Origin of the sequence: Methylobacterium sp. WL1 (genome assembly GCF_008000895.1) — a bacterium.
Classification (GTDB): domain Bacteria; phylum Pseudomonadota; class Alphaproteobacteria; order Rhizobiales; family Beijerinckiaceae; genus Methylobacterium.
Map to the genome: position 1 here is coordinate 5,743,462 of NZ_CP042823.1, position 21,440 is coordinate 5,764,901.

Here is a 21,440-nt window from a genome sequence, read left to right on the forward strand (position 1 = left end):
TCAGCCCGCGAGGGCGACGGTGTAGTCGGCTTCGGTCTTCGCGCGGATCTCGTCCTCGGTGACGCCGTCGGCGAGCTCGATCAGTTTCATGCCGCCGTCGCCCTTCTTGTCGATCTCGAACACCCCGAGATCGGTGATCACGAGGTCGACCACCTGGGTTCCGGTGAGCGGCAGGTCGCAGGCCTTGAGCAGCTTTGCGCTTTCGGTGCCGTCCTTGTTCTTGGCGACGTGCTCCATCACCACGATGACGCGCTTCACCCCGGCGACGAGATCCATCGCGCCGCCCATCCCCTTCACCATCTTGCCGGGGATCATCCAGTTGGCGAGGTCGCCGTTGCCGGCCACCTGCATGGCGCCGAGGATCGACAGGTTGATGTGCCCGCCCCGGATCATCCCGAAGGAATCCGCCGACGAGAAGTAGCTCGTGGTCGGCAGCGCCGTGATCGTCTGCTTGCCGGCGTTGATCAGGTCCGGGTCTTCCTCGCCCTCGTACGGGAAGGGGCCCATGCCGAGCATGCCGTTCTCGGATTGCAGCTGCACCGACATGCCGTCGGGGATGTAGTTCGACACCAGCGTGGGGATGCCGATGCCGAGGTTCACGTAGAAGCCGTCTTCCAGTTCCTTGGCGGCGCGCGCCGCCATCTGCTCGCGGGTCCAGGCCATCGTTCTATTCCCTTTCCCTCGACTAGTGGGTGCCGCCGCCGGCGGCGGCCGCCGGCGTGCTGTCGCCGCGCTTGCGCGTGGTGCGCTGCTCGATCCGCTTCTCGCGCGCGCCGACCTCGATGATCCGCTTCACGAAGATGCCGGGGGTGTGGATCGTGTCCGGGTCGATGGTGCCCGGCTGCACGAGGTGCTCCACCTGCGCCACCGTCATCGTGGCCGCCGTGGCCATCATCGGGTTGAAGTTGCGGGCGGTCATCCGGTAGCGGAGGTTGCCCTCGGTATCGCCGGTATGGGCGTGCACGATGGCGAGGTCCGCGAACAGCCCGCGCTCCATCACGTAGTGCTCGCCGTCGAACTCCCGCACCTCCTTGCCCTCGGCGACCTTGGTGCCGACGCCGGTCTTGGTGAAGAAGGCCGGAATGCCGGCGCCGCCCGCGCGGATGCGCTCGGCCAGGGTCCCCTGCGGGTTGAACTCGATCTCCAACTCGCCTCCGAGATACTGCCGGGCGAACTCCTTGTTCTCGCCGACATAGGACGAGATCATCTTGCGCACCTGCCGGGTGTCCAGGAGCTTGCCCAGGCCGACCCCGTCGATGCCGGCATTGTTCGACACGATGGTCAGGCCCTTGACGCCCGAGGCGCGCACCGCCTCGATCAGCTCGTCGGGGATGCCGCAGAGGCCGAACCCGCCGCACATGACCATCATGTCGTCGCGCAGCAGGCCGGCCAAGGCCGCGGTGGGATCCGTGTAGACCTTCTTCATCGAACCGTCCTTTTCTCGTCCGGTCTGGCCCGGTCGAAATCTTGGGAACTACGTTTCCTCGGCCCGCTGTCCCCGATTCCGCGGCCGAAATCCAGTGCCGGTGCACACGGCCCGCATGGTGTCCGGGGCGATCCGTAACCCGCGAGCCTGGGGAGAGCGGGGTCGCCGGGCGGGGCCCCCGCAGACAAGGCGTCCCGAGCGCGCTATGAGGTTAACGCAACGAGCAGACCCTACCGGGCCGCGACGGCTTGAGGGGGCTGGCGCCGCACCCGGCCACTGGCCGCGCCTGCGGCTCGCCCATCCGGAGCATGATGTCGCCGCGCCGCCCCATCTTCGTTGCCGCCCTTGGATGCCTGGTCCTCGCAGGGCTCGGCCTGCAGGACTGGTCGGTCGACGGCGGCCGGGCGATGACCTTCGCGGGTTCCGCACTCGATGAGTACGGCCTCGCGCTGACCGCCGAGGGGCCCGCGCACCTCACGCTCCTCCCGATTCCCCGCCTCAGCCTCGAGCGTGTCCGCCTCGCTGCCGGATCCGCCGGGCCGACGCTTGCGGAGGGCGGCCGCCTGACGATCGAGCTCGATCCGATCGGTCTGCTCGCCGGCCGCGCCGCCCTGGCGGGTTGCGGCTCGACGCGGCGCGCCTGTCGCCGGATGCCGCCGCCTGGCGCGAGCCGATGGCGCGGCTGGCCGGACGGGATGCGGGCGGGCGCGACCCAGCACCCGCGCCGGATCGCCCTCAACGGCGCCCGGGTCGGCGACGGCACGGACGCCCGGGACATCGACATCGATCTCGCCTGGCCGTTTTGGAGCGCGACCGCCGAGGCCCATGCCAGCATGACCTGGCGGGGCGTGCCGACACGGATCGCCCTGGCCCACATGCTGCCGGCCTATATCGCGCAGGGCCTGCGCACGCCGTTCACGGCGACGGTGACTTGGCCGGATGGCAGCCTGGCGGCCGAGGGGACGGCAGGACCGCCATCCGACGGCGGCGGCCTGCCGGTCCTGGCCGGGCGCGCCCGGTTCGAGAGCCGTGCGCTCCCCAGGACCCTGGCCTGGCTCGGGCGCGACGCACCGCTCGCCGCCCTCGCCGGCACCTTCTCGCTCGACGGACGGTTCGAGACCGGGGATAGGTCGGTGTCGTGGCCGAGCCTGCGAGTGGGGCTCGGCGACGACGTCTTGGATGGGGCCGGCGCCGTGACTCTCGGGGCGGAGCCCGAGCCGCGCCTCTCGGTCCAGGCCACCCTGGCGGCCGAGACGCTCAACCTGTCGCCGCTTCTCGCCGACCTGATCCGGCTGTTCCAGGCCGAGCCGGCCTCCCTGGCGCTGGGACCACTGACCGGTGGCGATCTCGACCTGCGCCTCTCCGCGGCCGAGGGCCGCGTCGGGCCGGTCCTGGCACAGGACCTCGCCGCCAGCATCCTGGTGCGGGACGCGGCCGTGGAGGTCGCGGTGAACCGGGCGCGCGTGCAGGACGGCATGCTCAAGGGGCGCGTGACCCTGGCGAGCGCCGCGGATCCGGCCGAGACCGACGTGCGGATGCAGGGTAGCCTCGACCGGGTCGATATCGGTTCCCTGCTGGGCGAGATCGGCGCGGGACGCTGGCTGAGCGGCCCGCTGCAGGGCCAGTTCAGCCTGGAGGGTAGCGCCCGCGACAGCGGCTCCCTGCTCGCCAGCCTCGGCGGCCGCGCGACCCTCTCGGTCGATGGCGGTGCGATCACGGGGCTCGACCTGGCGGAGCTCGTCCACCGCAACGGTGCGGTGCCCACCGGGGCGCTGGCGCGCCGGAACGGCCGGACCGCCTTCGAGCGTGCCGCGATCACCCTGCGCTTCTCCGACGGGATCGGCGAGTTCGCCGAATCCGGCCTGCGGGGCCCGAGCGTCGGGGCGAGCCTGCAGGGTCAGGTGTCGCTGCCGGGCCGGCGGATCGCGGCCCGGGGCGACTTGGCGCTGCGACCGCTGGCCGACCTCCCGGGCCGCGGGCTGCTGTTCGAGGTGACGGGTCCGTTGGATGCCCCCACGGCGCAGATCGTGTCTCAAGGCGAGGCGATGCTGCCCGATCCCTTCAAGGTGCCGGCCGCCCTCGGGCTGAGCGGTGCCGCCCGCGCCTACGCACCCTGACCCCGATCTCCGCGCCTGCCGCCCGACCCTGAGCTCCGGCCCCGAACCCTCCGTGACCCCATGCGCCGCCAGCTTATCGAGATCCCGTCACCCGAGCCGGGCCGCTGTCGCGGCAGCTCGCGGTGTTCTCAATCCTCGCCACCGGTCTCGCCCTGATCCTGGTGCGGGACCCGCGCGCCGACACCGACGCGGCGCTGGTGGCGCTCGCGGCCGGGCTGTACGTCGCCCTGGCCGCGGCGGTGGCGGCCGTCTTCGCGTTCGTGCATGTCTGGCGCGAGGGCGCGCGCGGCCTGGGCGCCGCGCTGGCCGGCCTGGTGCTGGCGATCCTCCTGCTGGGCTACCTGGCCTATCTGGGGTGCGCGGCCTGCGCCTGCCGGTCCTGTCGGACATCACCACCGATATCGACAACCCGCCGGCCTTCTGCGCTCGCGCGCCGCCTTCGCGGCCCGGGTGGGCGCTACCCGGCCGATCCCGGCCCGGCAATCCGCGAGCGCCAGCGCGCCGCCTACCCGCAGATCGCCCCGCTGACCCTCGACATCGGCGCCGACGAGGCGTTCGAGTTGGCCCGCAAGGCGGCCCTCAACCGGCATTGGCAGATCGTCGAGGCGATCCGTCCCGGGGGACGCACCGGCAACGGGCGGATCGAGGCCGTGGCCCGGGGCCTCATCCTGAACCTGCCCGACGACGTGACCGTGCGGATCCGCCCCCGGGCCGACGGTGCCCGGATCGACGTGCGCTCGGCCTCTCGGCTCGGCGGGCGCGACTTCGGCACCAACGCCGACCGGATCCGCGCCTATCTCGACGACGTCGCCAACCTCGCGCTGGCGGTGAAGTAGGGTCAGGCTGGCACGTAGGTCGCATCAAGCCGCGGCGGCCCGTCGCAGGCGACCAGCCCGCGCCCGACCAGATCCTCGAGATGGGCGAACACCGACAGGGCGGCCGCGCCCCGCAGCCGCGGATCGAGCCCCTGGTAGATCGCCGCCACCACCTCCGGGATGCGCGTGTCCCCGGCGACCAGCCGGGCCCGGATCGCCGCCTCCCGCTGGCGACGGTGGCCGATCAGGCAGCGGACGAGCCGCGCGGGCTCGCGGACCGGGCCGCCATGGCCGGGCCAGTAGATCGTCTCGCCGCGCCCGCGCAGCTTCTCCAGAGAGGCCATGTAGGCCCGCATCTCCCCGTCCGGGGGGGCGACGATCGTGGTGTTCCAGGCCATGACGTGGTCGCCCGAGAACAGGGCTTCCGCCTCGGGCAGCGCGAAGGCGAGGTGGTTCATCGTGTGGCCGGGGGTCTCCACGGCCACGAGGGTCCAGCCGGGACCGGATACGGCGTCGCCCTCCACCAGGATGCGCACCGGCGCGTGCGCCGCGTCCGAGCTGGCATCGAGCATCGGCGCCTCGCCCTCCGCCAGGGCGCGGGCGGCCCGGTGCGGGCCGCAGCCGACGATCGGCGCCGCGGTCCGGGCGGCCAGCAGGCGGGCGCCCGGCGAATGATCGCGATGGGTGTGGGTCACCACGATCGCCTCGACGCGCTCGGGGCCGAGGTCGTCCAGGAGCGCCGCGATGTGGCTGGGATCGTCAGGGCCGGGATCGATCACCGCCACGCGATCCTGGCCCACCACGTAGGTGCAGGTGCCGGTTGCCGTGAAGGGGCCGCCGTTCGGGGCGATCCGCCGCCGGATCAGCGGGGCTACGCGCTCCATGCGCCCGCTTTCGGGCAGGGACCGCTCGACACGCGGCCCGCTCTCGTCTTCGACCGTCATCGCCACCCCGTCCCGTGCCGGCGGTGGTTCTACGGCTGCGCGCGATCGCCGCGCAATCGGGCGCAGCGGCCAGGGGGCTTTCCCTGAGGACAACGGTCCCGGAGGGAGCCGTACCTCAGGGCATGCGGGACGTCAGCCCGCGCGGTGCGAACGCCCGGACCGGACGCGAACGGGGACCGGTACGGGGGCCGGCGCCACGCCGAGCCCAAGTGCGGCCGCGCGCGCCGCGTCGGCGGCACCATCGACAATCTCGGTGACACGCGCCGCCAGGGCGGCGAGCTTGGATCGAACGGCTCTCTTTGCAGCTTGCAGCATCTCGGATCCCGGTTCGGACCTAGTGACCTAACAGCGAACGCGACCGTCTGACTCCCGTTCCGTCACCCAATCGTCGCGGGGCGGTTCGCCAGCGAGACGAAACCGGTGGGCTTTGTCAAGTGCGCGGAACCAGAACCAAACCTTGGCGTTTTGGAGTCCAGAACGACGCGGCCGCCCGCGCCGGACCTTTCAAAGGATACGCACAATGCTCGGTTGGGCCGTAACTTTCCTCGTCGTGGCTCTGGTCGCCGCTCTGCTCGGTTTCGGTGGTATTGCCGGCACCGCCATGGAAGCTGCCAAGCTTGTGTTCTTCGTGGCGATCGTCCTGTTCGCGATCTCGGCCGTTGTCGGCCTGATGCGTGGCCGTTCCCCGACGCTTTAAAGCCATCGTAGAGGCCGGCGCTGGCGCCGGGCTGACGATGGACTTGGGAAAAGCCGCCGTCCCAAACGGCGGCTTTTTCATCGCGGCGACATCAGGATCCACAGGGTCCACCGGTGCCGCCCGAGCCTTCCAAGCTCAAGTCTTCCGTCGCTGAAGACTTCCACCGCTCAGGTTTTCTCGCGCTCACCGCCGTCCAGCTTGGCGATGAGTTCGGCAAACCGGTCGGGCACGGGTTGCAGGGCGACGGTATCGTACATCGCGCGCAACTGAGCGGCGATGCGGTTGCGGGTCTGGTCGCTCAGGCCGCTCCCGTCGGAGCGCGCACCAGCGGATGTCGCGATGCCCCGGGAAGCCCCGGATTGGCGCGCTTCGGACGGTGCCGTGGGTTCTGCGGCGGTGCCAGTATATGGATCGCCCGCATTGGGGGCTACATCCTTACCCTGATCCGCCATCCACACGCCCCTTATTGCCGAAGTCCGCTGGGCCGCATTGTACTGCGGCTCGACATACGCCATGGCTGCGGCTGCAACGCCCGCCCGCCGGATCGGTTCCGCTGGGGGCGGAACGGAGTGCGGGCCGCCGCGTTGGGCGGTAGGCTGCGCAGGATACAAGCCGGCCCCGGCACGGCCTCGGTCGCGGATCGAGGCATCGCGGCCGGGCAACACGGCGAGGCACAGGGGATCGAATGTCGACATCGCAACTCGTGGTACAGCACCTGCCGTACCTGCGCCGCTACGCTCGGGCGCTCACGGGGAGCCAAGTGGCGGGCGACGCCTATGTCGCGGCCACCCTGGAAACCCTCGTCAACGAGCCGGATACGCTCGGCCGCAGCACCAACATCAAGGCCGACCTGTTCCGGGTGTTCACCCGGATCTGGAACTCCCTGTCGGTGAACGGACGCAGCGAGCAGGTCCAGCACGACCTCCCCGCCGAAGTCCGCCTCGGCCAGATCACGCCGCTGCCGCGCCAGGCCTTCCTGCTCTCCTGCCTCGAAGGCTTCTCGGAAGAGGACGCCGCGATCATCCTGGCCGTGGACGTCTCCGAGGTCCGCGACCTGGTGGACGAGGCCGGCCGCGAGCTCGCCGCCGACATGGCCACCGAGATCCTCATCATCGAGGACGAGCCGCTGATCGCCATGGACCTCGAGGCCTTGGTGGAAGGCCTCGGCCACAACGTCATCGGTGTCGCCCGTACCCGCACCGAGGCGATCAAGATCGCCAGCGACGGCAAGCGTCCCGGCCTGATCCTGGCCGACATCCAGCTCGCCGACGGCTCCTCGGGCCTTGACGCGGTGAACGACCTGCTGAAAACCTTCGAAGTGCCGGTGATCTTCATCACCGCCTATCCGGAGCGCTTCCTTACGGGTGAGCGGCCCGAGCCGGCCTTCCTCATCGCCAAGCCGTTCCAGCCGGCGAACGTCTCCGCGGTGATCAGCCAGGCGCTGTTCTTCCAGCAGACGGCGCGCCGCCGGGAAGCCAAGTCGGCGTGACCACGAAAGTCGGTTCTCTGCAGTAACCGGGGGCGGTCCGCCGTCTCCGGGCTCGGCCCGAAGGACTGTCCCGAACAAGCCCCGGCGAAAGCCGGGGTTTTTGTTTGCAGTGTCCCTCGCGATGCCCCTGACCTGCGGCGCGCAAAAAAACGGGCTGGAGATGGCTCCAGCCCGTCGAAGAGGTTCCGGCCGATGCACAAGGGGAATGCGGGGAGGACCAGGTGGCCGGGTGTCGTGAGAACGAGCGCCGGGCCGGGAGGTTCCGGACAATGCGCTTTTTAAGCGAGCGTGACTTTTTCCGCACAGGGGACGGTTGTGGATGACGCCGGTGCGCCGTCGCACCAACGGCTTGAACGCGAACGAATACTCAGTGCCCACAGGGACGGGATAGTTGTGGAACCTGCAATTGCACGCCGCGTTGTGGAAACATCCTGTCAAGCTCTCATGATGAGGTCGGGGCGATGCTGCGGTCGGGTTTCATTCTGGGCGTGAGTGCTCCCGCGGCTCTTCTCACCGTGCTGATTCAGCCGGTGGTGCGTGAGACCGCCGACCGCTGGACGCCGCCGGTGCTGACCGCGGCGGCCGCCGTTCAGGCGCCGCTTCCCGGCATGCGCCCGGCCTCCCTGGCTCTCAGCCCGACTCGGGTCGCCGGGGTACAGCGCGTCGACAGCCGTTCGGGCTCGGTCGCCGAGGAGGGGCAGGAAATCGGCATCCGGCCGCTCCTGAAGCAGCCGCAGCAGCCGCGCCGTCTGGTCCGCGAGGGGTGCGAGACCGCGCTCAGCTCCCTGGTCGGACCCGAGGCCCGCCGCATGATTCCGGGTCGCTGCATTTCCTGATAGCCCGGCTGGTCCTCTTCCAGACACCAGAAAGCCCCGTCCGTCCGGCGGGGCTTTCTGGTGTCTGGGCCGCAGTGTGAGTTCCCGCGATGACGTGAGCCGGTCGGTCAAAAAAAGACGGCGCCGGTCCAGGGGACACGGCGCCGTTACGCGACTCGTTCGGTCCGGTGCGTCACTCGGCGCGGCCGGTCCCCGTGGACTGCCCACCCTTGCGACCGGCCGTCGAGGCCAGTTCGCGGTCCTGCGAGAAGGAGCGCTTCTCGGCCGGCACGCTGCGTCCGCCCTTGCTGGCGATCTCGCGCTGCCGCGACAGGTCCATCGAGGCAAAGCCCCGCTTCGAGGTTGAATTTCCGGATGCCATCAGTTCCTCCTCAGGCTTCGCTTCACCCCGCAACAACCTTCAGCAATAACCAAGGTTCCTGTCATGAGACGTGGTCAAGTTTGGCAAAGCTAAGCTTGGCGGCAACCGCGGGCTGAGTGCGGCGTTGGTCCCCGGTTGATCTGCGCGTTTCTCCGCAGGCGCCCGCTGCCGACCGGCCCAAGGCCGGCCTACTCTCGCGCGGCCGCGCCCGGATCCCGCGATGCAGGCTCATGAAGAGAGGTTTCCGCCAGTGACGAACCGCAACATGGTCAAGGACGCGGCCGGATCCGAGCCGGCCGTGAAGCCGAATACGCCGCCGCTCCCGCCGATGCCGGCCCCTGAGGATTCGCCGACGCCGACCACCCGCGAGGAGCCGATCGATTCGCCGCACCTCAACGCCAGCCTGAAGCGTGAGGCGCCGGCACCGGGCGAGCAGGGGCTTTCGACGAAGCGCTGAGGCGCCGCCCGTCAGCCGGGCCCCGCCCGCGTCCTGCGAGACAGGCCGAACACCAGCAGGCCGATCCCCAAGATCGTGGCAAGGCCGGCCACGGTCAGGATGCGCTGGACCAGCGGCGTGTAGAGGCCGCGTGCGGCATCGTAGCCGTAGCACAGCAGCGCCAGACGGTCGGCCAGGCCGCCGACCCGCCCCTCGCCGGCCTCCGTCAGGGCGAGCCGGAGGTCCCGGCCGGTCAGCGCCAGGGGCGAGAGCACCCGCGCCACCCGGCCGTCGCCGGTCAGCAGCATCGCGGCGGCGGGATGGGCGAAGCTGTCGGTCCCGGGATCGTAGACGGCCGTGTAACCCAGTGCTCCGGTCAGCCGGGCGAGGGCGGCATCGGTGACGAGCAAGGGCGTGACGCCGGCCCCACGCGGTCCGAGCGTCTCGTCCAGCATGCGACGCGCGGCCGCGGCGTCGTCGCGGGGATCGATCCCGACGAGCACCCACGCGTACTGGTCCGTGGGGAGGCCGGTCGCCACCAACGCATCTGCAGCCATCGACACCATCGGGTCGCAGACGTTCCCGCAGGTGTAATCCACCGGCAACAGGAGGGTGGCGCGCCCGCCCAGCGCCTCTCCCAGCGTTGTGGTGCGCCCGGTCCGCGCGTCCGTCACCGGTACGGAGAGCGGCGCCTGGGCGCCGGGCGCAGGGGCAGCCGCCACCCGGGCGAGGTCCGCCTGAACCAGGCGCGCCTGGGCGGTCCCGGGATTCGCCAGGCCAGCGCATGCAATCGTCAGTAGGCTGACGATCAGGTACTGAACCGTGCGGATTGCGTCGGGCCTGGGACTGGACAAGGGCTTGATGAACCGCATGGATATGTCGTCGGCCGGTCCGGCCCTCTCAGTACCACCCATGCCCGCGAGGGCGTGACACCCGTCGCGGAGCCAGTGCATGACCCTCGACACCGAGGTTTCCTCCCTGCGGCAGGTGCCGCTGTTCCGCGAGGTGGAGCCGGCCCGCCTGAAGCTTCTGGCCTTCACCAGCGAGCGCGTGCATTTCGAGCCGGGCCAACGCTTCTTCGCTCGGGGCGACGTGGCCGACGCCGCCTACGTGATCCTCATGGGCAGCGCCGAGGTGAGCATCGACGGGCCGGCCGGCCCGGTCCGGCTGGCGCTGCTCGGGCAGGACGCCCTGGTCGGCGAGATGGGCATCCTGGCCGACCAGCCCCGCTCCGCCACGGTGACGGCGGAGACGGCGGTGACGGCGTTGCGGATCGACCGCGGCGTGTTCCTGGAGCTGCTGGCGCAGTTTCCCCAGATCAGCATTGCGCTGATGCGGGTGCTGGCGCTGCGGCTGGAGCAGACCAACCAGGCGCTCGCTGAGAGTCGGGGCTGACCTCACGCGGTCGGATAGGTGATGAATTCCAGGAGCGAGCCGTCCGGGTCGCGGAAGTAGACGCTGAGGCCGAGGCCTGCCGCGCCGTGACGCTCGACCGGGCCCAGCTCCACCGGCACGCCGGCCGCCTCGAGATGCGCCATCGCGGCCTCGATCGTGCCCGACCAGCGGAAGCACAGATCGCTGTTCCCCGGGAGCACGGGTTGCGCCGCCACCGGCTCCGCCTTCACGCCCGGCCCGTGGCAATTGAGCTGCACGCCGCCGAACCGGTAGGCGAAGCCGCTCCCGCGCTCGATCACCTCGGCGCCGACCACGTCGCGGTAGAAGGCGTTGGACCGCGACCAGTCGGTGACGTGGATCACGCAATGGTCGAGGTGGATGGCCGGGCGCAGAAGGTCCCCGGGGACGACCGCCGCGTCGGTCGCAAGCGTCTCGGTCTCGGCCATGTCGTGCCTCCGCGGATGCCGGATCTCGGGGGCGCCGTCGTCGCCCAGGAACCGGCAGCGACCGTTTGAAGGCCGTACCGGTCCGCGATCTTCCGCGCCGAATTAGGGCGCAACCATGGCCGTGGCAGTGGGCGCTCGCGCGTCCGTGCGGCGCAAAAGCTACATCGTCGCAGACGGGGAGACGGTAGGCATAGCGCCCTGGACCGTATCCCGCATGTCAGGACCCATGATCGCATCCCACCTGTCGGCCTGGAGCCGAATTCGCCGGCTCCTGCTCTCGCGAATTCTGCTCGCCGTGGTGGCGATCGCGCCGCTGGCCGCCTGCCAGACCCGCCCGTCCCAGCTCGCACAGGACGATGAATCGGCCTGGTACATCGGGACGAAGGCCGACAAGCCGTTCGACATCCCGCTGGTCGACACCGCCCGCCTCGATCCGAAGTACCGCCGCCAGCAGGTGAGCTACAACGGTCCGGAGAAGCCCGGCACGATCCTGGTCGACATCGACCAGCGCCAGCTCCTCCTGGTCCAGGCCGACGGCACCGCGATGCAGTACGGCGTCGGCGTCGGCAAGGCCGGCTTCTCCTGGAAGGGTGAGGCGCGCGTCGGCCGCAAGGGCGTCTGGCCGGATTGGAGCCCGACCGTCACGATGGTCTCGCTCAACCCCGACCTGCCCCGCACCCGCAAGGGCGGCGTCGACAACCCGCTGGGCGCCCGGGCCCTGTACCTCTACCAGGGCAACCGCGACATCCTGTTCCGGATCCACGGAACCAACGAGCCCTGGAGCATCGGCGAGCAGATGTCGTCGGGCTGCGTCCGGATGCTCAACGAGGACATCGCCGACCTCTACGAGCGCGTCCCGGTCGGCACCCGGGTCCTGGTCAAGCGGAGCGGCAAGTACCGGACTTGACGTTCGGTTCGCCGGATTCCGGTCCCATACCGTCGCGGATGTCGGTGGATCGCCGGCTCGATGCCCGTCCCTGCGCGTGAAATGTGGAAGCTGAGGGGCAACGCTTTCGCAATCTCTTCGCGTAACGGTCGGTCGAGCGCGCTCCGCGGGACGCCCGGGTCTTCCCAAAGCGCATGGCTGAGCCGGCAAAAGCGCCACAATGGCCGGCGATTCCGGGCCCTTCGAGAAATCCTTGCCGGTCGTTCGTGGACAGCTTTCCAATGACAAGATCGATGCTCGCCCTCTTGCTCCTCTGTTCCCCCGCCGCCGCGGCCGGAACGATCAGCGGACCGGCGACGGTGATCGACGGCGACACGATCGAGGTGCACGGCACCCGCATCAACCTCTACGGGATCGACGCGCCGGAGACGGCGCAGAGCTGCCAGACCGTCACCGGCCGGGAATACCGCTGCGGTCGCGACGCCGCCCTGGCGCTGACCGCCCATATCGGCAGCGGCGTCGTCACCTGCGAGCGCCGCGACGGTACGCCCGTCAGCGGCATTGCGGGCGTCTGCCGCGCGCATGGCGAGGACCTCTCGGCCTGGATGGTCGCCCAGGGCCATGCCTTGGCCAGCCGCCAGGTCACGGTGGCCTACACCCCGCAGGAGGGCCACGCCTGGGCGACGCGGCGCGGCCTCTGGGCCGGGACCTTCGAGAAGCCCGCCGATTGGCGCCAGGACCGGCGTCGCATGGAAGCCTCGGCCGGTGCGAGCGCGGCTGATTAGGGCATCGTCCCGAACGGCGCCCGCACGCCTTCGAGACACGGCGACGCCGTAGACGCGATCACGCCGTCTTGTCGTGGCCCTCGGTGAATTCCCGCCAGAGCAGGACCAGCGCCGCCATGACGGCCGGGCCGACGAACAGGCCGAGCAGCCCGAAAGTCTCGACGCCACCCAGGATCCCGAGCAGCACCCACAGGAACGGCAGCTTCGTGGTGCCCCCGATCAGCGCCGGCCGAACGAAGTGGTCGGCCGCGAACGTGACCACGAATCCGGCCACGGCCACGACGACCGCGGCCTTCATCGAACCCGCCGCCACCAAGAGGAGCGCCGCGATCGCGATTGCGAGCGCCGCGCCGAACGGGATCATGGCGGCCACCGCCGTGAAGGCCCCGAGCAGCACCGGATGCGGTACCCCGGCGAAGTAGTAGACCACCCCGAGGATGAAGCCCTCGCCGAGTCCGACCAGAACGAGGCCGTCGACGGTCCCGTGCACCGAAGCCACCATCTGCCGGGCGACGCGCTCGCCCCGGGGGCCGAACAGCCGGTCGCAGGCGGAGCGGGCCTGCTCGGTGATCGTGCGCCAGTCGCGGAACAGGAAGAACAAGGCGACCAGGCTGAAACCGAACAGCACGATCCGGTGCACCACCTCGCGTCCGAAGTTCCGTGAGGCGCCGACCACCGAGTGGTTGTCGAACCGGTGCAGCAGGTCGGATCCCGCCTGGGCGTGCCCGAGATTGTCGTTCCACCACGCGGTCGCCTGTGCGGCGCCGTAGGGCAGGTGCTGCAGGAATTCGGGGGCCGGGATGCCGCTCGCCTCGGCGTTGCGCACGAACTCGGCGACGTCGTGGGCCTCGCGTGCCGCCTGAACCCCCAGGATCGCCAGGGGCGCGAGGAACACCAGGGCCACCGCGGTGGTCATCAGGGTCGGCAGCAGCAGATTGTGCCGGCCCGGTGGGAAGCGGCGCTCCAGGCGGGCGTAGAGCGGCCATAGCGCGATCGCCAGCACCACCGCCCAGGCCAGCGCCGGCAGGAACCCGTGCAGGATCCAGAGCCCGAGCGCCGAGAGCGCCAGCACCAGCACGACCCGGGCCGCGCCCTGGGAGCGCGCCCGCTCCGGCGGCGGTGGGGGGCCGGGATGGGCCGGAGCCGTGACGGGCTGGACCGTGGGTAACATCCGTCTCGTCTCCTGACGCCGCGCAACCGATGCCGCGCACATAGGCCGAATTCGTCGCGGCGCAGGGGGCGTCCGCGCACACGATCCGGTGCACGACCCCGAACCAGCGCTGCAACGCACCGGGAACCGCCGCGGTTGCCGCCCCTGACCCCCTCGTGTAGAGGTCGCGGCCGTCCGACGGGCCCGTAGCGGGCCCCGTACGCGTATTGGTGGCCGCTCGGGGCGTGAGCGCCGGGTCGCCCGGCGTCGAGGGGGGCTCCCCGCCCGACCGATCCGGAAACCGAACAGCCCGCGAGAAGACATGTCCGACGAGCCCGCCCACGGCAGCGCCACCTTCCAGCGCGTGGCCGACATCATAGCCGAGACCGCCGACATCCCCCGGGACAGGATCACCCCGGAGAGCCACGCCATCGACGACCTCGGCATCGACAGCCTGGCGTTCCTCGACATCGCCTTCGCGGTGGACAAGGCTTTCGGGATCAAGCTGCCGCTCGAGCGCTGGACCCAGGAAGTCAACGAGGGCAAGGTCCCGGCCGAGCAGTATTTCGTCCTCAAGAACCTGTGCGCGCGCATCGACGGCCTGGTGGCCGAGAAGGCCGCCAAGGTCTGACGCGCCAGAGCCCGACGCCCCATGCGCCTCGAATATTTCGAGATGATCGATTCCGTCCGGCACCTCGATCGGGCCGCTGGCCGGATCGAGGCGCTGGCTCGGGTTCCGATGGAAAGCCCTGTCTTCGAGGGACACTTCCCCGGCCATCCGCTGGTCCCCGGGGTGCTGCTGACCGAGACCATGGCGCAGGCCTCCGGCTACCTCGTGCTCGCCCATCTCGATTTCACCCGGATGCCGTTCCTCACCGGCGTGGACAAGGCCCGGTTCCGGTCCTTCGTCGGGCCTGGCGCGGACCTGATCGTGACCGCGACGCTGGAGCATGACGGCTCGGGCTACGCCGTGACGAAGGCGGCGATCAGCCATGCCGGGACGGCGCTGTGCGACGCCGAACTGCGCTTCCGCACCATGCCGTTCCCGGATGGGCTCGACGTGCCGATGCGCGCGCGGGCCCAGGCAATCGGCCTGTTCGCGGACCCGGCGCAGCCATGAGCCGTCCGGTCGTCGTCACCGGCCTCGGCCTCGTCTCCTGCGCGGGCGAAGGGATCGACGCGCATCTCGCGGCCCTCGATGCCGGCGCGGCGCCCCGGACCGACACCGAGACGTTCGCCCCCTATTGTGTACATCCGGCACCGCCGATCACCTGGGACCAGCAGATCCCAAAGCGCAGCGACCAGCGGCAGATGGAGGCGTGGCAGCGTCTGGGTGTCTACGCCGCCGGCCTGGCCCTGGATTCCGCGGGCGTGAAGAACGATGCCGCCCTCAAGCAGGCGCTCCATCTCGTCGTCGCGGCGGGCGGGGGCGAGCGCGACTACGCCGTCGATGGCGCGATCCTGACGGGTCTGCGCGATGCCGCCGATCCGGGCGCCTATCTCAATGAGCGGCTGCAGAACGACCTGCGGCCGACGCTGTTCCTCGCCCAGCTCTCGAACCTGCTCGCCGGCAACATCGCCATCGTGCACGGGGTCACGGGGGCCTCGCGGACCTTCATGGGGGAGGAGGCGGCCGGCGTGGATGCGCTGCGGATTGCGCAGGCGCGAATCGCTTCGGGGCAGATCGACGCGATCCTGGTCGGCGGCTCCTACAGCGCGGAACGGCCGGACGTGCTCGTGGTCCACGAGATGGGCGGCTACCTCACCCGCGCACCGTACCGTCCGGTTTTCGAGCGGGCTGCGGCGGCGCCCGGCTTCATCCTGGGGAGCTGCGCAGCCTTCCTGATGCTGGAATCGGAAGCACACGCGGCTGCTCGCGGGGCTCGGGCGCTCGCCCGGCTGGACCGTGTCGCGAGCGACCGCACGCGGCGCGTCCCCGGCAGCGTCGCCGCCAGCCTCGAAGCGCTCTGGCTGCAGGCCGGCCTCTCGGCCCCGGACCGCGTCCTGTCCGGAGCCTCGGGCGTCACCGTGATCACCGAGGAGGAGCGGGACGCGCTCACGCGGCTCGTGCCGGGTGCCGATATCCGGGCGCTCGGCGACGTGATCGGGCACGGTCTCGAGGTCGTCGCCCCGCTCGGGGCGGCTCTCGCGGCGGGTCTCGTCGCGGCAGGGTCGGCCCGCGAGGTGGCGGTAACGACGGTGGGCCATCGCCGTGGCGAAGGGGTCCTGCGCCTGCAGACGGCCTGATCAGCCTGCAGAAACGGTCCGAAGTGCCTGGACGCCGGGCCACGCGGCCCTTCGACAGCGGCCGCCATCTGCCTGGAGGCGTGCATCTTCCAGCCGTCTCTCGGTTCACTGCCGGTCGAAACGAAGCCAGCCTCGTCGATCCTGATCCGCGCCGAAATAGTTCGGCGGACTTGCCAATGCGCGGGTGAGGGGCTATCTCAGCCGCATCGGCACGTGTCCGGATATCTTGGACCGTTACGCCTTCGCAGGGCGGTTCTGACTTTCCTATCGCTATCGGTCGATACCGGCATTTGCTTTTACGAGCGGATGCCATTTCTCACTACGCCTGCGAAGATCGAGGAATTCCATGAGCACCGGAACCGTCAAGTGGTTCAACGAGACCAAGGGCTACGGCTTCATCCAGCCGGATGACGGCGGCAAGGACGTGTTCGTTCACGTCTCGGCTGTCGAGCGCGCCGGCCTGCGTGGCCTGAACGAGGGCCAGAAGGTCTCTTACGAGCTGGAAACCGACCGCCGCAGCGGCAAGGAGTCGGCCGGCCAGCTTCAGACGGTCTGATCGCCGCTAGACGGCCCGTGTTGAAGCCGCTCCCGAGGGAGCGGCTTCTTCGTATCTGCATTCGATCCCGGGGTGACGGCGGCCCGCCGCGCCCAACTCAGGAGTGTCTGTGAGCTTTCCGAACAAGCAAGGCGTCGTCGATCGACTGGAGGCCGCTGCCAAGGCGCGGTCCGAGATGCTGGCCCGGTTCCGGGCTCGCCCGACTGCCGATGATCCGGCCGTCCTCGCCCGCCAGTCCGCGCGCCGCGCCGTGGTTGATGCCCGCGAGGCCCGCGCGTCCGAGCGCGCCGCCCAGCGCGAGGCAGACCTCGCGCGTGCCGCCGCCCAGGCCGAGGCCGAGCGTCAGGCCGAGGCCGAGCGCAAGGCTGCCGAGCAGCTCGCCGCCCAGGAGCGTGCCAAGGCCCTCCAGGCCGAGCAGAAGCTCCAGCGCGATGCACGCTACCTTGCCCGCAAGGCCAAGGCGGCCAAGAAGCGGTAAGGTCTCAACGCCGAAGCAGCTGCCGATCCGGCACGCGGGCGCGTCAGCATCAAGACATTGGGGACCGGTCCGATCGCGATGCGGTCGGCCACCCTCGAGCGCCCCGTTCGAGACCCCGCCTCAGGAGCTTGGCATGACCCACAAATTCAAGATCGGCCAGCGCGTCTGCCGGGTGCAGCTCGGGCTACCGGGCGACAAGGGCGGCGGCGAGGTGTTCGAGATCCTTCGTCTCATGCCCGAGGATCAGACCGGCGAGCGTTCCTACCGGATCCGTACGGAAGCTGGCGAGCGGGCGATTCGCGAGAGCGAGCTGGTGGCTGTCTCGCGTCTCTGATCGGCTCGTCGTTCAAAGCTTGCGATACATCACCAGTGCGTCGACCAAGCCGAGACCCGGATGCCGGAATGCGTCCGGAAGTCGGCCGACGATGTCGAACCCGAGGCTCTGCCACAGTGCAACGGCCCGCAGGTTCGTCGAAATCACGAAGTTGAATTGCATTGCCGCGAAACCGCGCTCGCGCGCCCGATCGAGGGCGTGCAGGCCCATCGCCCTGCCGATGCCGAGACCGGCTGCAGCCGGGTCGGTCATGAAGCCGCAATTGGCGACATGGGCCCCGCCGCCCGCCTGATTGGCGCGCAGGTAATAGGTGCCGCGCACCGCCCCGTCCCGTTCGGCGACGAAAGTTTCGCGATCCGCGCCGGTCCAATAGGCGACGGCCTCGACCTCGCCGAGCCGAGGATCGAGCGCGTAGGTCTCACCCGCCCGTACGGTCGGCACGATGATCCGGGCGATCGCCCCGTGGTTCGAGGCGCGCGCCGGTCTGATCTCCGGGCTCAACCGAACTGCTCGCGCAGGATGCGCTCGTCGAGGCTGTGCCCGGGATCGTGCAGCAGCACGAGCTCTGTGGCGCGGTCCAGCGAGGTCTCTACCGTGCAGACCCGCCGGAACTCGGTGTGGTCGGCGACTGCGGCCACCGGGCGGTGTGGGGCGTCGAGAACGTCGATCCGGATCTTCGCGTAATCCGGCAGCAGGGCGCCGCGCCAGCGCCGGGGGCGGAACGCCGAGATCGGGGTCAGCGCCAGGAGCTTGGCGTCGAGCGGCAGGATCGGGCCGCCGACCGAGAGATTGTAGGCGGTCGAGCCGGCCGCCGTTGCGACCAGCACGCCGTCGGCGATCAGCAGGTCCAGCCGCACATGCCCGTCCACGGCGATCTTCAGCTTGGCCGTCTGGTGCGTCTGGCGCAGCAGATAGACCTCGTTGATCGCCCGGGCCCGGTGGCTGCGGCCCTCCGTGTCGGTCACGTCCATCACCAGCGGGTGGATCACGCTGCGCTGGGCGGCTTCCAGGTGCTCCAGGAGATCGTCATCCCGGAACTCGTTCATCAGGAAGCCGACCGTCCCGCGGTTCATCCCGTAGATCGGTTTCGGCCGATCCATGAAACGGTGCAGCACCTGCAGCATGAGCCCGTCGCCGCCGAGCGCGACCACGACATCCGCCTCCTCGGGAGAGACGTGATCGTAGCGCCGCATCAGGGCGGCGGCGGCCTCGCGGGCATACCCGGTGGGGCTCGCGACGAAAGCGATCTTCTTGGATGTCGGCATGGCGTCAGGCGATGCCGGGCAGGCGCGTCGGGGTCGCGTCGGGGGTCACGTCACGGCTCCAGTCTGATGAGCGAACCGCCCGGTTGACGTCGGTGCCCCGCATGCGTCTGACTCCTCGGGCACATGCGCGATCCTGGAGGCATAGCATGGAGCGTCCGCTCCTCGTCTACACCACCTTTCCCGACGCCGCCTCCGCGCTGAATATCGGCGAGGCCCTGGTCCGCGAGCGCCTCATCGCCTGCATCAACGTCCTGCCTGGGATGTTGTCGGTCTACAGCTGGAAGGGCGCGGTGGAACGAGGTGAGGAGGTCGCGGCGATCCTCAAGAGCCGTGAGGGCCTGGCCGATGTCCTGTCGGCCGCCCTGAAGGCGCGTCATCCCTACGAGACGCCGATCATCCTGCATTGGCCGATCGCGGGCGCCGATGCCGACACCGCCGCCTGGATCCTGTCCGAGACCGGAGCCGGAGGCACAGAGTAAGCTGGGCCGCCGCACCCGCACCGGGTCTCACGGCGAAGTATCCAGACATTCGCTGAATGCTGGTGCTCGGTGTCTGCAATATTTGCGCAGGAAGAATTGACTTCCTAATCTTTCAATGCTGCATTTGAAGGGAGGCGTGCGGCGTATGCGCCTCCACGACTTGCGGTGATTCGCGATGAGGGGATTGTTTGCAATCCTAGCGATCGGCGTCGGCCTGCCGGACGCGCATGCCCTGGAGGCCGACGAGGTGGTCGGAACCTGGCGGCTCGTCACCGCCACGCGCAAGATCGTCGAGACCGGAGAAGTCGTGGACGCCTATGGCGGCCCGAAGCCGAATGGCTGGATCACCTACGGCCGCGATGGACGGATGATGGTGGTCTGCGCCTTCGAAGGGCGCAACAGGCCCGCCGCCAACGAGGCGATGTCCGATGCGGATCGGGTCCACCTGCACAGGACGTTCTTCGCCTATGCGGGGACGTACCGTTTCGAGGCCGACCGCGTCACCCATAGCATTGATACGTCGTGGAACGAGGCCTGGACGGGGACCTCGCAGGTTCGGCAGGTCGAGCAACGGGGGCGGCAACTCGTCTACACAACCACGCCGTTCAAGTTCAACGTCGACGGGAGGCTGAGCATCATCACGCTGGTTTGGGAGAAAGTTCCCTGATTTCCTGTTCGCAGCAGTCTTGGGAGGACATCATGCCCCGCAATTACGTTCTGCCGGTCCTGGTTTTCGCTGCCGCCGCGATCCTGCCCGGCTTGTGCCTGGCGGAAGCGTTGGAGGCCGATGCCCAGAGCGCGGCGACCAAGTGGGACGAGGCCTACAACCGCGACGACATGGAGACGCTGGGCAAGCTCTACGCGCCCGACGCGCTCGTGGTGACGAAGGGCGCGACCCAGACCCGCGACGGCATCCAGAAATTCTTCTCCGGCCTGAAGGCGAAGGGCTGGGACGACCACAAGACGACGGTGAAGAACGCGGTCGCGAAGGACAACCTGCTCATTGTTTCAGGACGCTGGGAGATGACCGGTCCGGTGGAAGGCGGCCCCAAGAAGAAGTTCGAGGGTAACTGGGTGAACGTCCTCGAACGGCAGAAGGATGGTTGGCGGACGGTGCTGCACACTTGGAACTGAGCGGCGCCTCAACCACCCTGGTCGGCCAAACCGAGGCGCGGCACCACGGCGTTCCAGTCTCGACACGCCAGCCAGCCGGAGCGCGATCGGCCGGTCCGGCGCCTCGTTGCGGTGGTTGGCGATGATCGCGCCGGCCTCCAGGTTCAAGTTCGCGCTCAGGATACTGTCGCCGACGACGTTGAACTGTGCGGCGGCCGCCTCGGCGAACAGGAAGGCGGATTTCAGCTCCGCGCCGGGGCCGACGATGCTCTCCGCTTCCAGCCAGCAGCCCGCGCGCAGATCGGCGTCGGCCGCCAAGAGGCAGCCCGGCCCGACGATGCCATGCGCCGATGACAGGGTTGCGGCTCAGGATCTGAATTCGACGTTCCACGAAAAAATCAAGATGTCTCACGAATCACTTGAGGGTAAACTTCATATTCAAGCTGATATCTTGAGATTGAATTGGACGTTCCGCATATAGTACCGGCCCTTTGATTTGGTCTCTCCGATGGCCGCGACTATAGGGCGCGTGGCGTCGTCTTCGGCGCCGCAAACTCGGGACGTCGAGACCATGAATGCATTCAAGACCGCCGGCCGCATCGCGATGGTGCTGCTGGCTTCCGGTGCGGGTGGGACGGCCGTGCTGGCGGCTGGCGGCAAGCCGAGCGAGCTGCTGATGACCATCGAGGCGGCCCCGTCGGGCCCGGCCGGGCTGACGGCGGCCAATCCGCCGGCGCTCCGCTACGGCACCCTCTACGCCGACGCCAAGGGCCAGAGCCACGTCCAGTATTGCGACCTCAAGAACTTCATCTTCAAGAGCTACGCGCCGCCCGCCGCGCCTCAGTATGTCGGCTTCCCGCCGGGCGAGGTTGCGTCGGTCAAGTACGCGATCCTGCCGGTCGGCTACGTCGGCACCTGGCACACCGCCCCCGGCCCGCAATGGGTGATCACCCTGTCAGGGCGCTGGTCGGTGGAGGCGACGGACGGGTCCGTGCTGGAGCAGGGGCCCGGTGAGGTGGAGTTCAACGCCGATACCGGATCCACCCCCCAGGGACCGGAGGGTCATGTCGGGCACCTGACCCGGCAGGTCGGCGACGTGCCGAACGTCCAGCTGATCGTGTCGCTGAAGCCTCGGAAGGGGAAGCGCTCGGTCGAGCCGTGCCAGCCGACCGCGCGGTGATCGTC

The 21,440-nt window shown here is 69.7% G+C and carries 29 protein-coding genes and 1 pseudogene; 20 read left to right on the forward strand and 10 right to left on the reverse strand.

All coding sequences use genetic code 11. The features are described 5' to 3' along the window. Entirely contained in the window at positions 1 to 663 is a 663-nt protein-coding gene (locus tag FVA80_RS27950) for a CoA transferase subunit B (protein WP_147907540.1), read from the reverse strand. Between the two features lie 22 nt (positions 664 to 685). Continuing rightward, positions 686 to 1,426, reverse strand: a complete 741-nt coding sequence (locus FVA80_RS27955) for a CoA transferase subunit A (RefSeq protein WP_147907539.1) — start codon at positions 1,424 to 1,426, stop codon at positions 686 to 688. 311 nt (positions 1,427 to 1,737) lie between these two features. On the opposite strand from FVA80_RS27955, the gene FVA80_RS27960 reads away from it, so the two are divergent. Together FVA80_RS27960 and FVA80_RS27965 are read left to right on the forward strand one after the other, a co-directional pair. After that, entirely contained in the window at positions 1,738 to 3,543 is a 1,806-nt protein-coding gene (locus FVA80_RS27960) for an AsmA-like C-terminal region-containing protein (RefSeq protein WP_246692172.1), read from the forward strand. 60 nt (positions 3,544 to 3,603) lie between these two features. After that, positions 3,604 to 4,379: pseudogene (locus FVA80_RS27965) on the forward strand (DUF1499 domain-containing protein). Between the two features lie 2 nt (positions 4,380 to 4,381). On the opposite strand, the gene FVA80_RS27970 reads toward FVA80_RS27965, so the two are convergent. Continuing rightward, positions 4,382 to 5,302, reverse strand: coding sequence for an MBL fold metallo-hydrolase (locus FVA80_RS27970; RefSeq protein ID WP_147907536.1), 921 nt, complete (start codon positions 5,300 to 5,302; stop codon positions 4,382 to 4,384). 520 nt (positions 5,303 to 5,822) lie between these two features. On the opposite strand from FVA80_RS27970, the gene FVA80_RS27980 reads away from it, so the two are divergent. Next, positions 5,823 to 5,999: a DUF1328 domain-containing protein gene (locus tag FVA80_RS27980; RefSeq protein WP_007568853.1), complete on the forward strand. Its 177-nt coding sequence runs from the start codon at positions 5,823 to 5,825 to the stop codon at positions 5,997 to 5,999. A 167-nt stretch (positions 6,000 to 6,166) separates the two neighbouring features. On the opposite strand, the gene FVA80_RS27985 is transcribed toward FVA80_RS27980, so the two are convergent. Beyond that, positions 6,167 to 6,514, reverse strand: coding sequence for a NepR family anti-sigma factor (locus FVA80_RS27985; RefSeq protein WP_246692174.1), 348 nt, complete (start codon positions 6,512 to 6,514; stop codon positions 6,167 to 6,169). Positions 6,515 to 6,684: 170 nt separating this feature from the next. Between FVA80_RS27985 and FVA80_RS27990 the strand changes: the two genes are divergently transcribed. Both FVA80_RS27990 and FVA80_RS27995 read left to right on the forward strand, forming a co-directional pair. Beyond that, on the forward strand, positions 6,685 to 7,488 hold the full coding sequence (locus FVA80_RS27990) for a response regulator (RefSeq protein WP_147907535.1): 804 nt from the start codon (positions 6,685 to 6,687) through the stop codon (positions 7,486 to 7,488). A 461-nt stretch (positions 7,489 to 7,949) separates the two neighbouring features. Next, complete coding sequence (locus FVA80_RS27995) at positions 7,950 to 8,324, forward strand: hypothetical protein (RefSeq protein WP_147907534.1); 375 nt, start codon at positions 7,950 to 7,952, stop codon at positions 8,322 to 8,324. Between the two features lie 172 nt (positions 8,325 to 8,496). Here FVA80_RS27995 and FVA80_RS28000 read toward each other — a convergent pair whose 3' ends face one another. Continuing rightward, positions 8,497 to 8,685: a KGG domain-containing protein gene (locus tag FVA80_RS28000; RefSeq protein ID WP_147907533.1), complete on the reverse strand. Its 189-nt coding sequence runs from the start codon at positions 8,683 to 8,685 to the stop codon at positions 8,497 to 8,499. Positions 8,686 to 8,935: 250 nt separating this feature from the next. On the opposite strand from FVA80_RS28000, the gene FVA80_RS28005 reads away from it, so the two are divergent. Further along, positions 8,936 to 9,142, forward strand: coding sequence for a hypothetical protein (locus tag FVA80_RS28005; protein ID WP_147907532.1), 207 nt, complete (start codon positions 8,936 to 8,938; stop codon positions 9,140 to 9,142). A gap of 11 nt (positions 9,143 to 9,153) precedes the next feature. Here the strand turns inward: FVA80_RS28005 and FVA80_RS28010 are convergent, their stop codons facing one another. Next, a complete protein-coding gene (locus FVA80_RS28010; protein ID WP_187193531.1) occupies positions 9,154 to 9,993 on the reverse strand; it encodes an electron transporter in 840 nt (279 codons plus the stop codon). Between the two features lie 79 nt (positions 9,994 to 10,072). Here FVA80_RS28010 and FVA80_RS28015 point away from each other — a divergent pair, with 79 nt between their 5' ends. Beyond that, positions 10,073 to 10,516, forward strand: coding sequence for a Crp/Fnr family transcriptional regulator (locus tag FVA80_RS28015; protein ID WP_147855109.1), 444 nt, complete (start codon positions 10,073 to 10,075; stop codon positions 10,514 to 10,516). 2 nt (positions 10,517 to 10,518) lie between these two features. On the opposite strand, the gene FVA80_RS28020 is transcribed toward FVA80_RS28015, so the two are convergent. After that, positions 10,519 to 10,962 (reverse strand): VOC family protein, encoded by a 444-nt coding sequence (locus FVA80_RS28020; protein ID WP_147907531.1) that lies wholly within the window; start codon positions 10,960 to 10,962, stop codon positions 10,519 to 10,521. A gap of 226 nt (positions 10,963 to 11,188) precedes the next feature. Here FVA80_RS28020 and FVA80_RS28025 point away from each other — a divergent pair, with 226 nt between their 5' ends. Together FVA80_RS28025 and FVA80_RS28030 are read left to right on the forward strand one after the other, a co-directional pair. Next, positions 11,189 to 11,869, forward strand: coding sequence for a L,D-transpeptidase (locus FVA80_RS28025; RefSeq protein ID WP_147907530.1), 681 nt, complete (start codon positions 11,189 to 11,191; stop codon positions 11,867 to 11,869). 272 nt (positions 11,870 to 12,141) lie between these two features. Next, positions 12,142 to 12,633 carry a thermonuclease family protein gene (locus FVA80_RS28030; RefSeq protein ID WP_246692175.1) on the forward strand — a complete coding sequence of 164 codons (492 nt, stop codon included), beginning with the start codon at positions 12,142 to 12,144 and terminating at the stop codon, positions 12,631 to 12,633. Between the two features lie 58 nt (positions 12,634 to 12,691). Here FVA80_RS28030 and FVA80_RS28035 read toward each other — a convergent pair whose 3' ends face one another. After that, positions 12,692 to 13,804 (reverse strand): AI-2E family transporter, encoded by a 1,113-nt coding sequence (locus FVA80_RS28035; protein ID WP_147898653.1) that lies wholly within the window; start codon positions 13,802 to 13,804, stop codon positions 12,692 to 12,694. A gap of 301 nt (positions 13,805 to 14,105) precedes the next feature. On the opposite strand from FVA80_RS28035, the gene FVA80_RS28040 reads away from it, so the two are divergent. The 6 genes from FVA80_RS28040 to FVA80_RS28065 all read left to right on the forward strand — a co-directional run bounded on the left by FVA80_RS28040 (position 14,106) and on the right by FVA80_RS28065 (position 17,398). Continuing rightward, positions 14,106 to 14,414 carry an acyl carrier protein gene (locus FVA80_RS28040; RefSeq protein WP_147856187.1) on the forward strand — a complete coding sequence of 103 codons (309 nt, stop codon included), beginning with the start codon at positions 14,106 to 14,108 and terminating at the stop codon, positions 14,412 to 14,414. Between the two features lie 21 nt (positions 14,415 to 14,435). Then, the gene (locus tag FVA80_RS28045; RefSeq protein ID WP_147907528.1) at positions 14,436 to 14,903 is read left to right on the forward strand and encodes a 3-hydroxyacyl-ACP dehydratase FabZ family protein; all 468 of its coding nucleotides are present in this window, start codon (positions 14,436 to 14,438) and stop codon (positions 14,901 to 14,903) included. After that, positions 14,900 to 16,030, forward strand: coding sequence for a beta-ketoacyl-ACP synthase (locus FVA80_RS28050; RefSeq protein WP_147907527.1), 1,131 nt, complete (start codon positions 14,900 to 14,902; stop codon positions 16,028 to 16,030). Before FVA80_RS28045 ends, FVA80_RS28050 begins: the two co-directional genes overlap by 4 nt. Positions 16,031 to 16,376: 346 nt before the next feature. Then, the gene (locus tag FVA80_RS28055) at positions 16,377 to 16,586 is read left to right on the forward strand and encodes a cold-shock protein (protein WP_007568877.1); all 210 of its coding nucleotides are present in this window, start codon (positions 16,377 to 16,379) and stop codon (positions 16,584 to 16,586) included. Between the two features lie 109 nt (positions 16,587 to 16,695). Next, positions 16,696 to 17,064: a DUF6481 family protein gene (locus FVA80_RS28060; protein WP_147898657.1), complete on the forward strand. Its 369-nt coding sequence runs from the start codon at positions 16,696 to 16,698 to the stop codon at positions 17,062 to 17,064. Between the two features lie 133 nt (positions 17,065 to 17,197). Continuing rightward, a complete protein-coding gene (locus tag FVA80_RS28065; RefSeq protein WP_147907526.1) occupies positions 17,198 to 17,398 on the forward strand; it encodes a hypothetical protein in 201 nt (66 codons plus the stop codon). Between the two features lie 12 nt (positions 17,399 to 17,410). Here the strand turns inward: FVA80_RS28065 and FVA80_RS28070 are convergent, their stop codons facing one another. Both FVA80_RS28070 and FVA80_RS28075 read right to left on the reverse strand, forming a co-directional pair. After that, positions 17,411 to 17,899: a GNAT family N-acetyltransferase gene (locus FVA80_RS28070; protein WP_147907525.1), complete on the reverse strand. Its 489-nt coding sequence runs from the start codon at positions 17,897 to 17,899 to the stop codon at positions 17,411 to 17,413. Continuing rightward, on the reverse strand, positions 17,896 to 18,663 hold the full coding sequence (locus FVA80_RS28075) for an NAD kinase (RefSeq protein ID WP_147907524.1): 768 nt from the start codon (positions 18,661 to 18,663) through the stop codon (positions 17,896 to 17,898). Before FVA80_RS28075 ends, FVA80_RS28070 begins: the two co-directional genes overlap by 4 nt. A gap of 146 nt (positions 18,664 to 18,809) precedes the next feature. Between FVA80_RS28075 and cutA the strand changes: the two genes are divergently transcribed. From cutA to FVA80_RS28100, 5 genes are all read left to right on the forward strand, one after another. Continuing rightward, positions 18,810 to 19,142, forward strand: coding sequence for a divalent-cation tolerance protein CutA (gene cutA / locus FVA80_RS28080; RefSeq protein ID WP_147907523.1), 333 nt, complete (start codon positions 18,810 to 18,812; stop codon positions 19,140 to 19,142). Positions 19,143 to 19,317: 175 nt separating this feature from the next. Next, positions 19,318 to 19,809 carry a lipocalin-like domain-containing protein gene (locus FVA80_RS28085; RefSeq protein ID WP_147907522.1) on the forward strand — a complete coding sequence of 164 codons (492 nt, stop codon included), beginning with the start codon at positions 19,318 to 19,320 and terminating at the stop codon, positions 19,807 to 19,809. A 32-nt stretch (positions 19,810 to 19,841) separates the two neighbouring features. Then, the gene (locus tag FVA80_RS28090; RefSeq protein WP_147907521.1) at positions 19,842 to 20,276 is read left to right on the forward strand and encodes a DUF4440 domain-containing protein; all 435 of its coding nucleotides are present in this window, start codon (positions 19,842 to 19,844) and stop codon (positions 20,274 to 20,276) included. A 121-nt stretch (positions 20,277 to 20,397) separates the two neighbouring features. After that, positions 20,398 to 20,736: a hypothetical protein gene (locus FVA80_RS30805; RefSeq protein WP_187193532.1), complete on the forward strand. Its 339-nt coding sequence runs from the start codon at positions 20,398 to 20,400 to the stop codon at positions 20,734 to 20,736. Between the two features lie 90 nt (positions 20,737 to 20,826). Continuing rightward, positions 20,827 to 21,435, forward strand: a complete 609-nt coding sequence (locus tag FVA80_RS28100) for a hypothetical protein (RefSeq protein ID WP_147907520.1) — start codon at positions 20,827 to 20,829, stop codon at positions 21,433 to 21,435. The last annotated feature ends 5 nt before the right edge of the window (positions 21,436 to 21,440 follow it).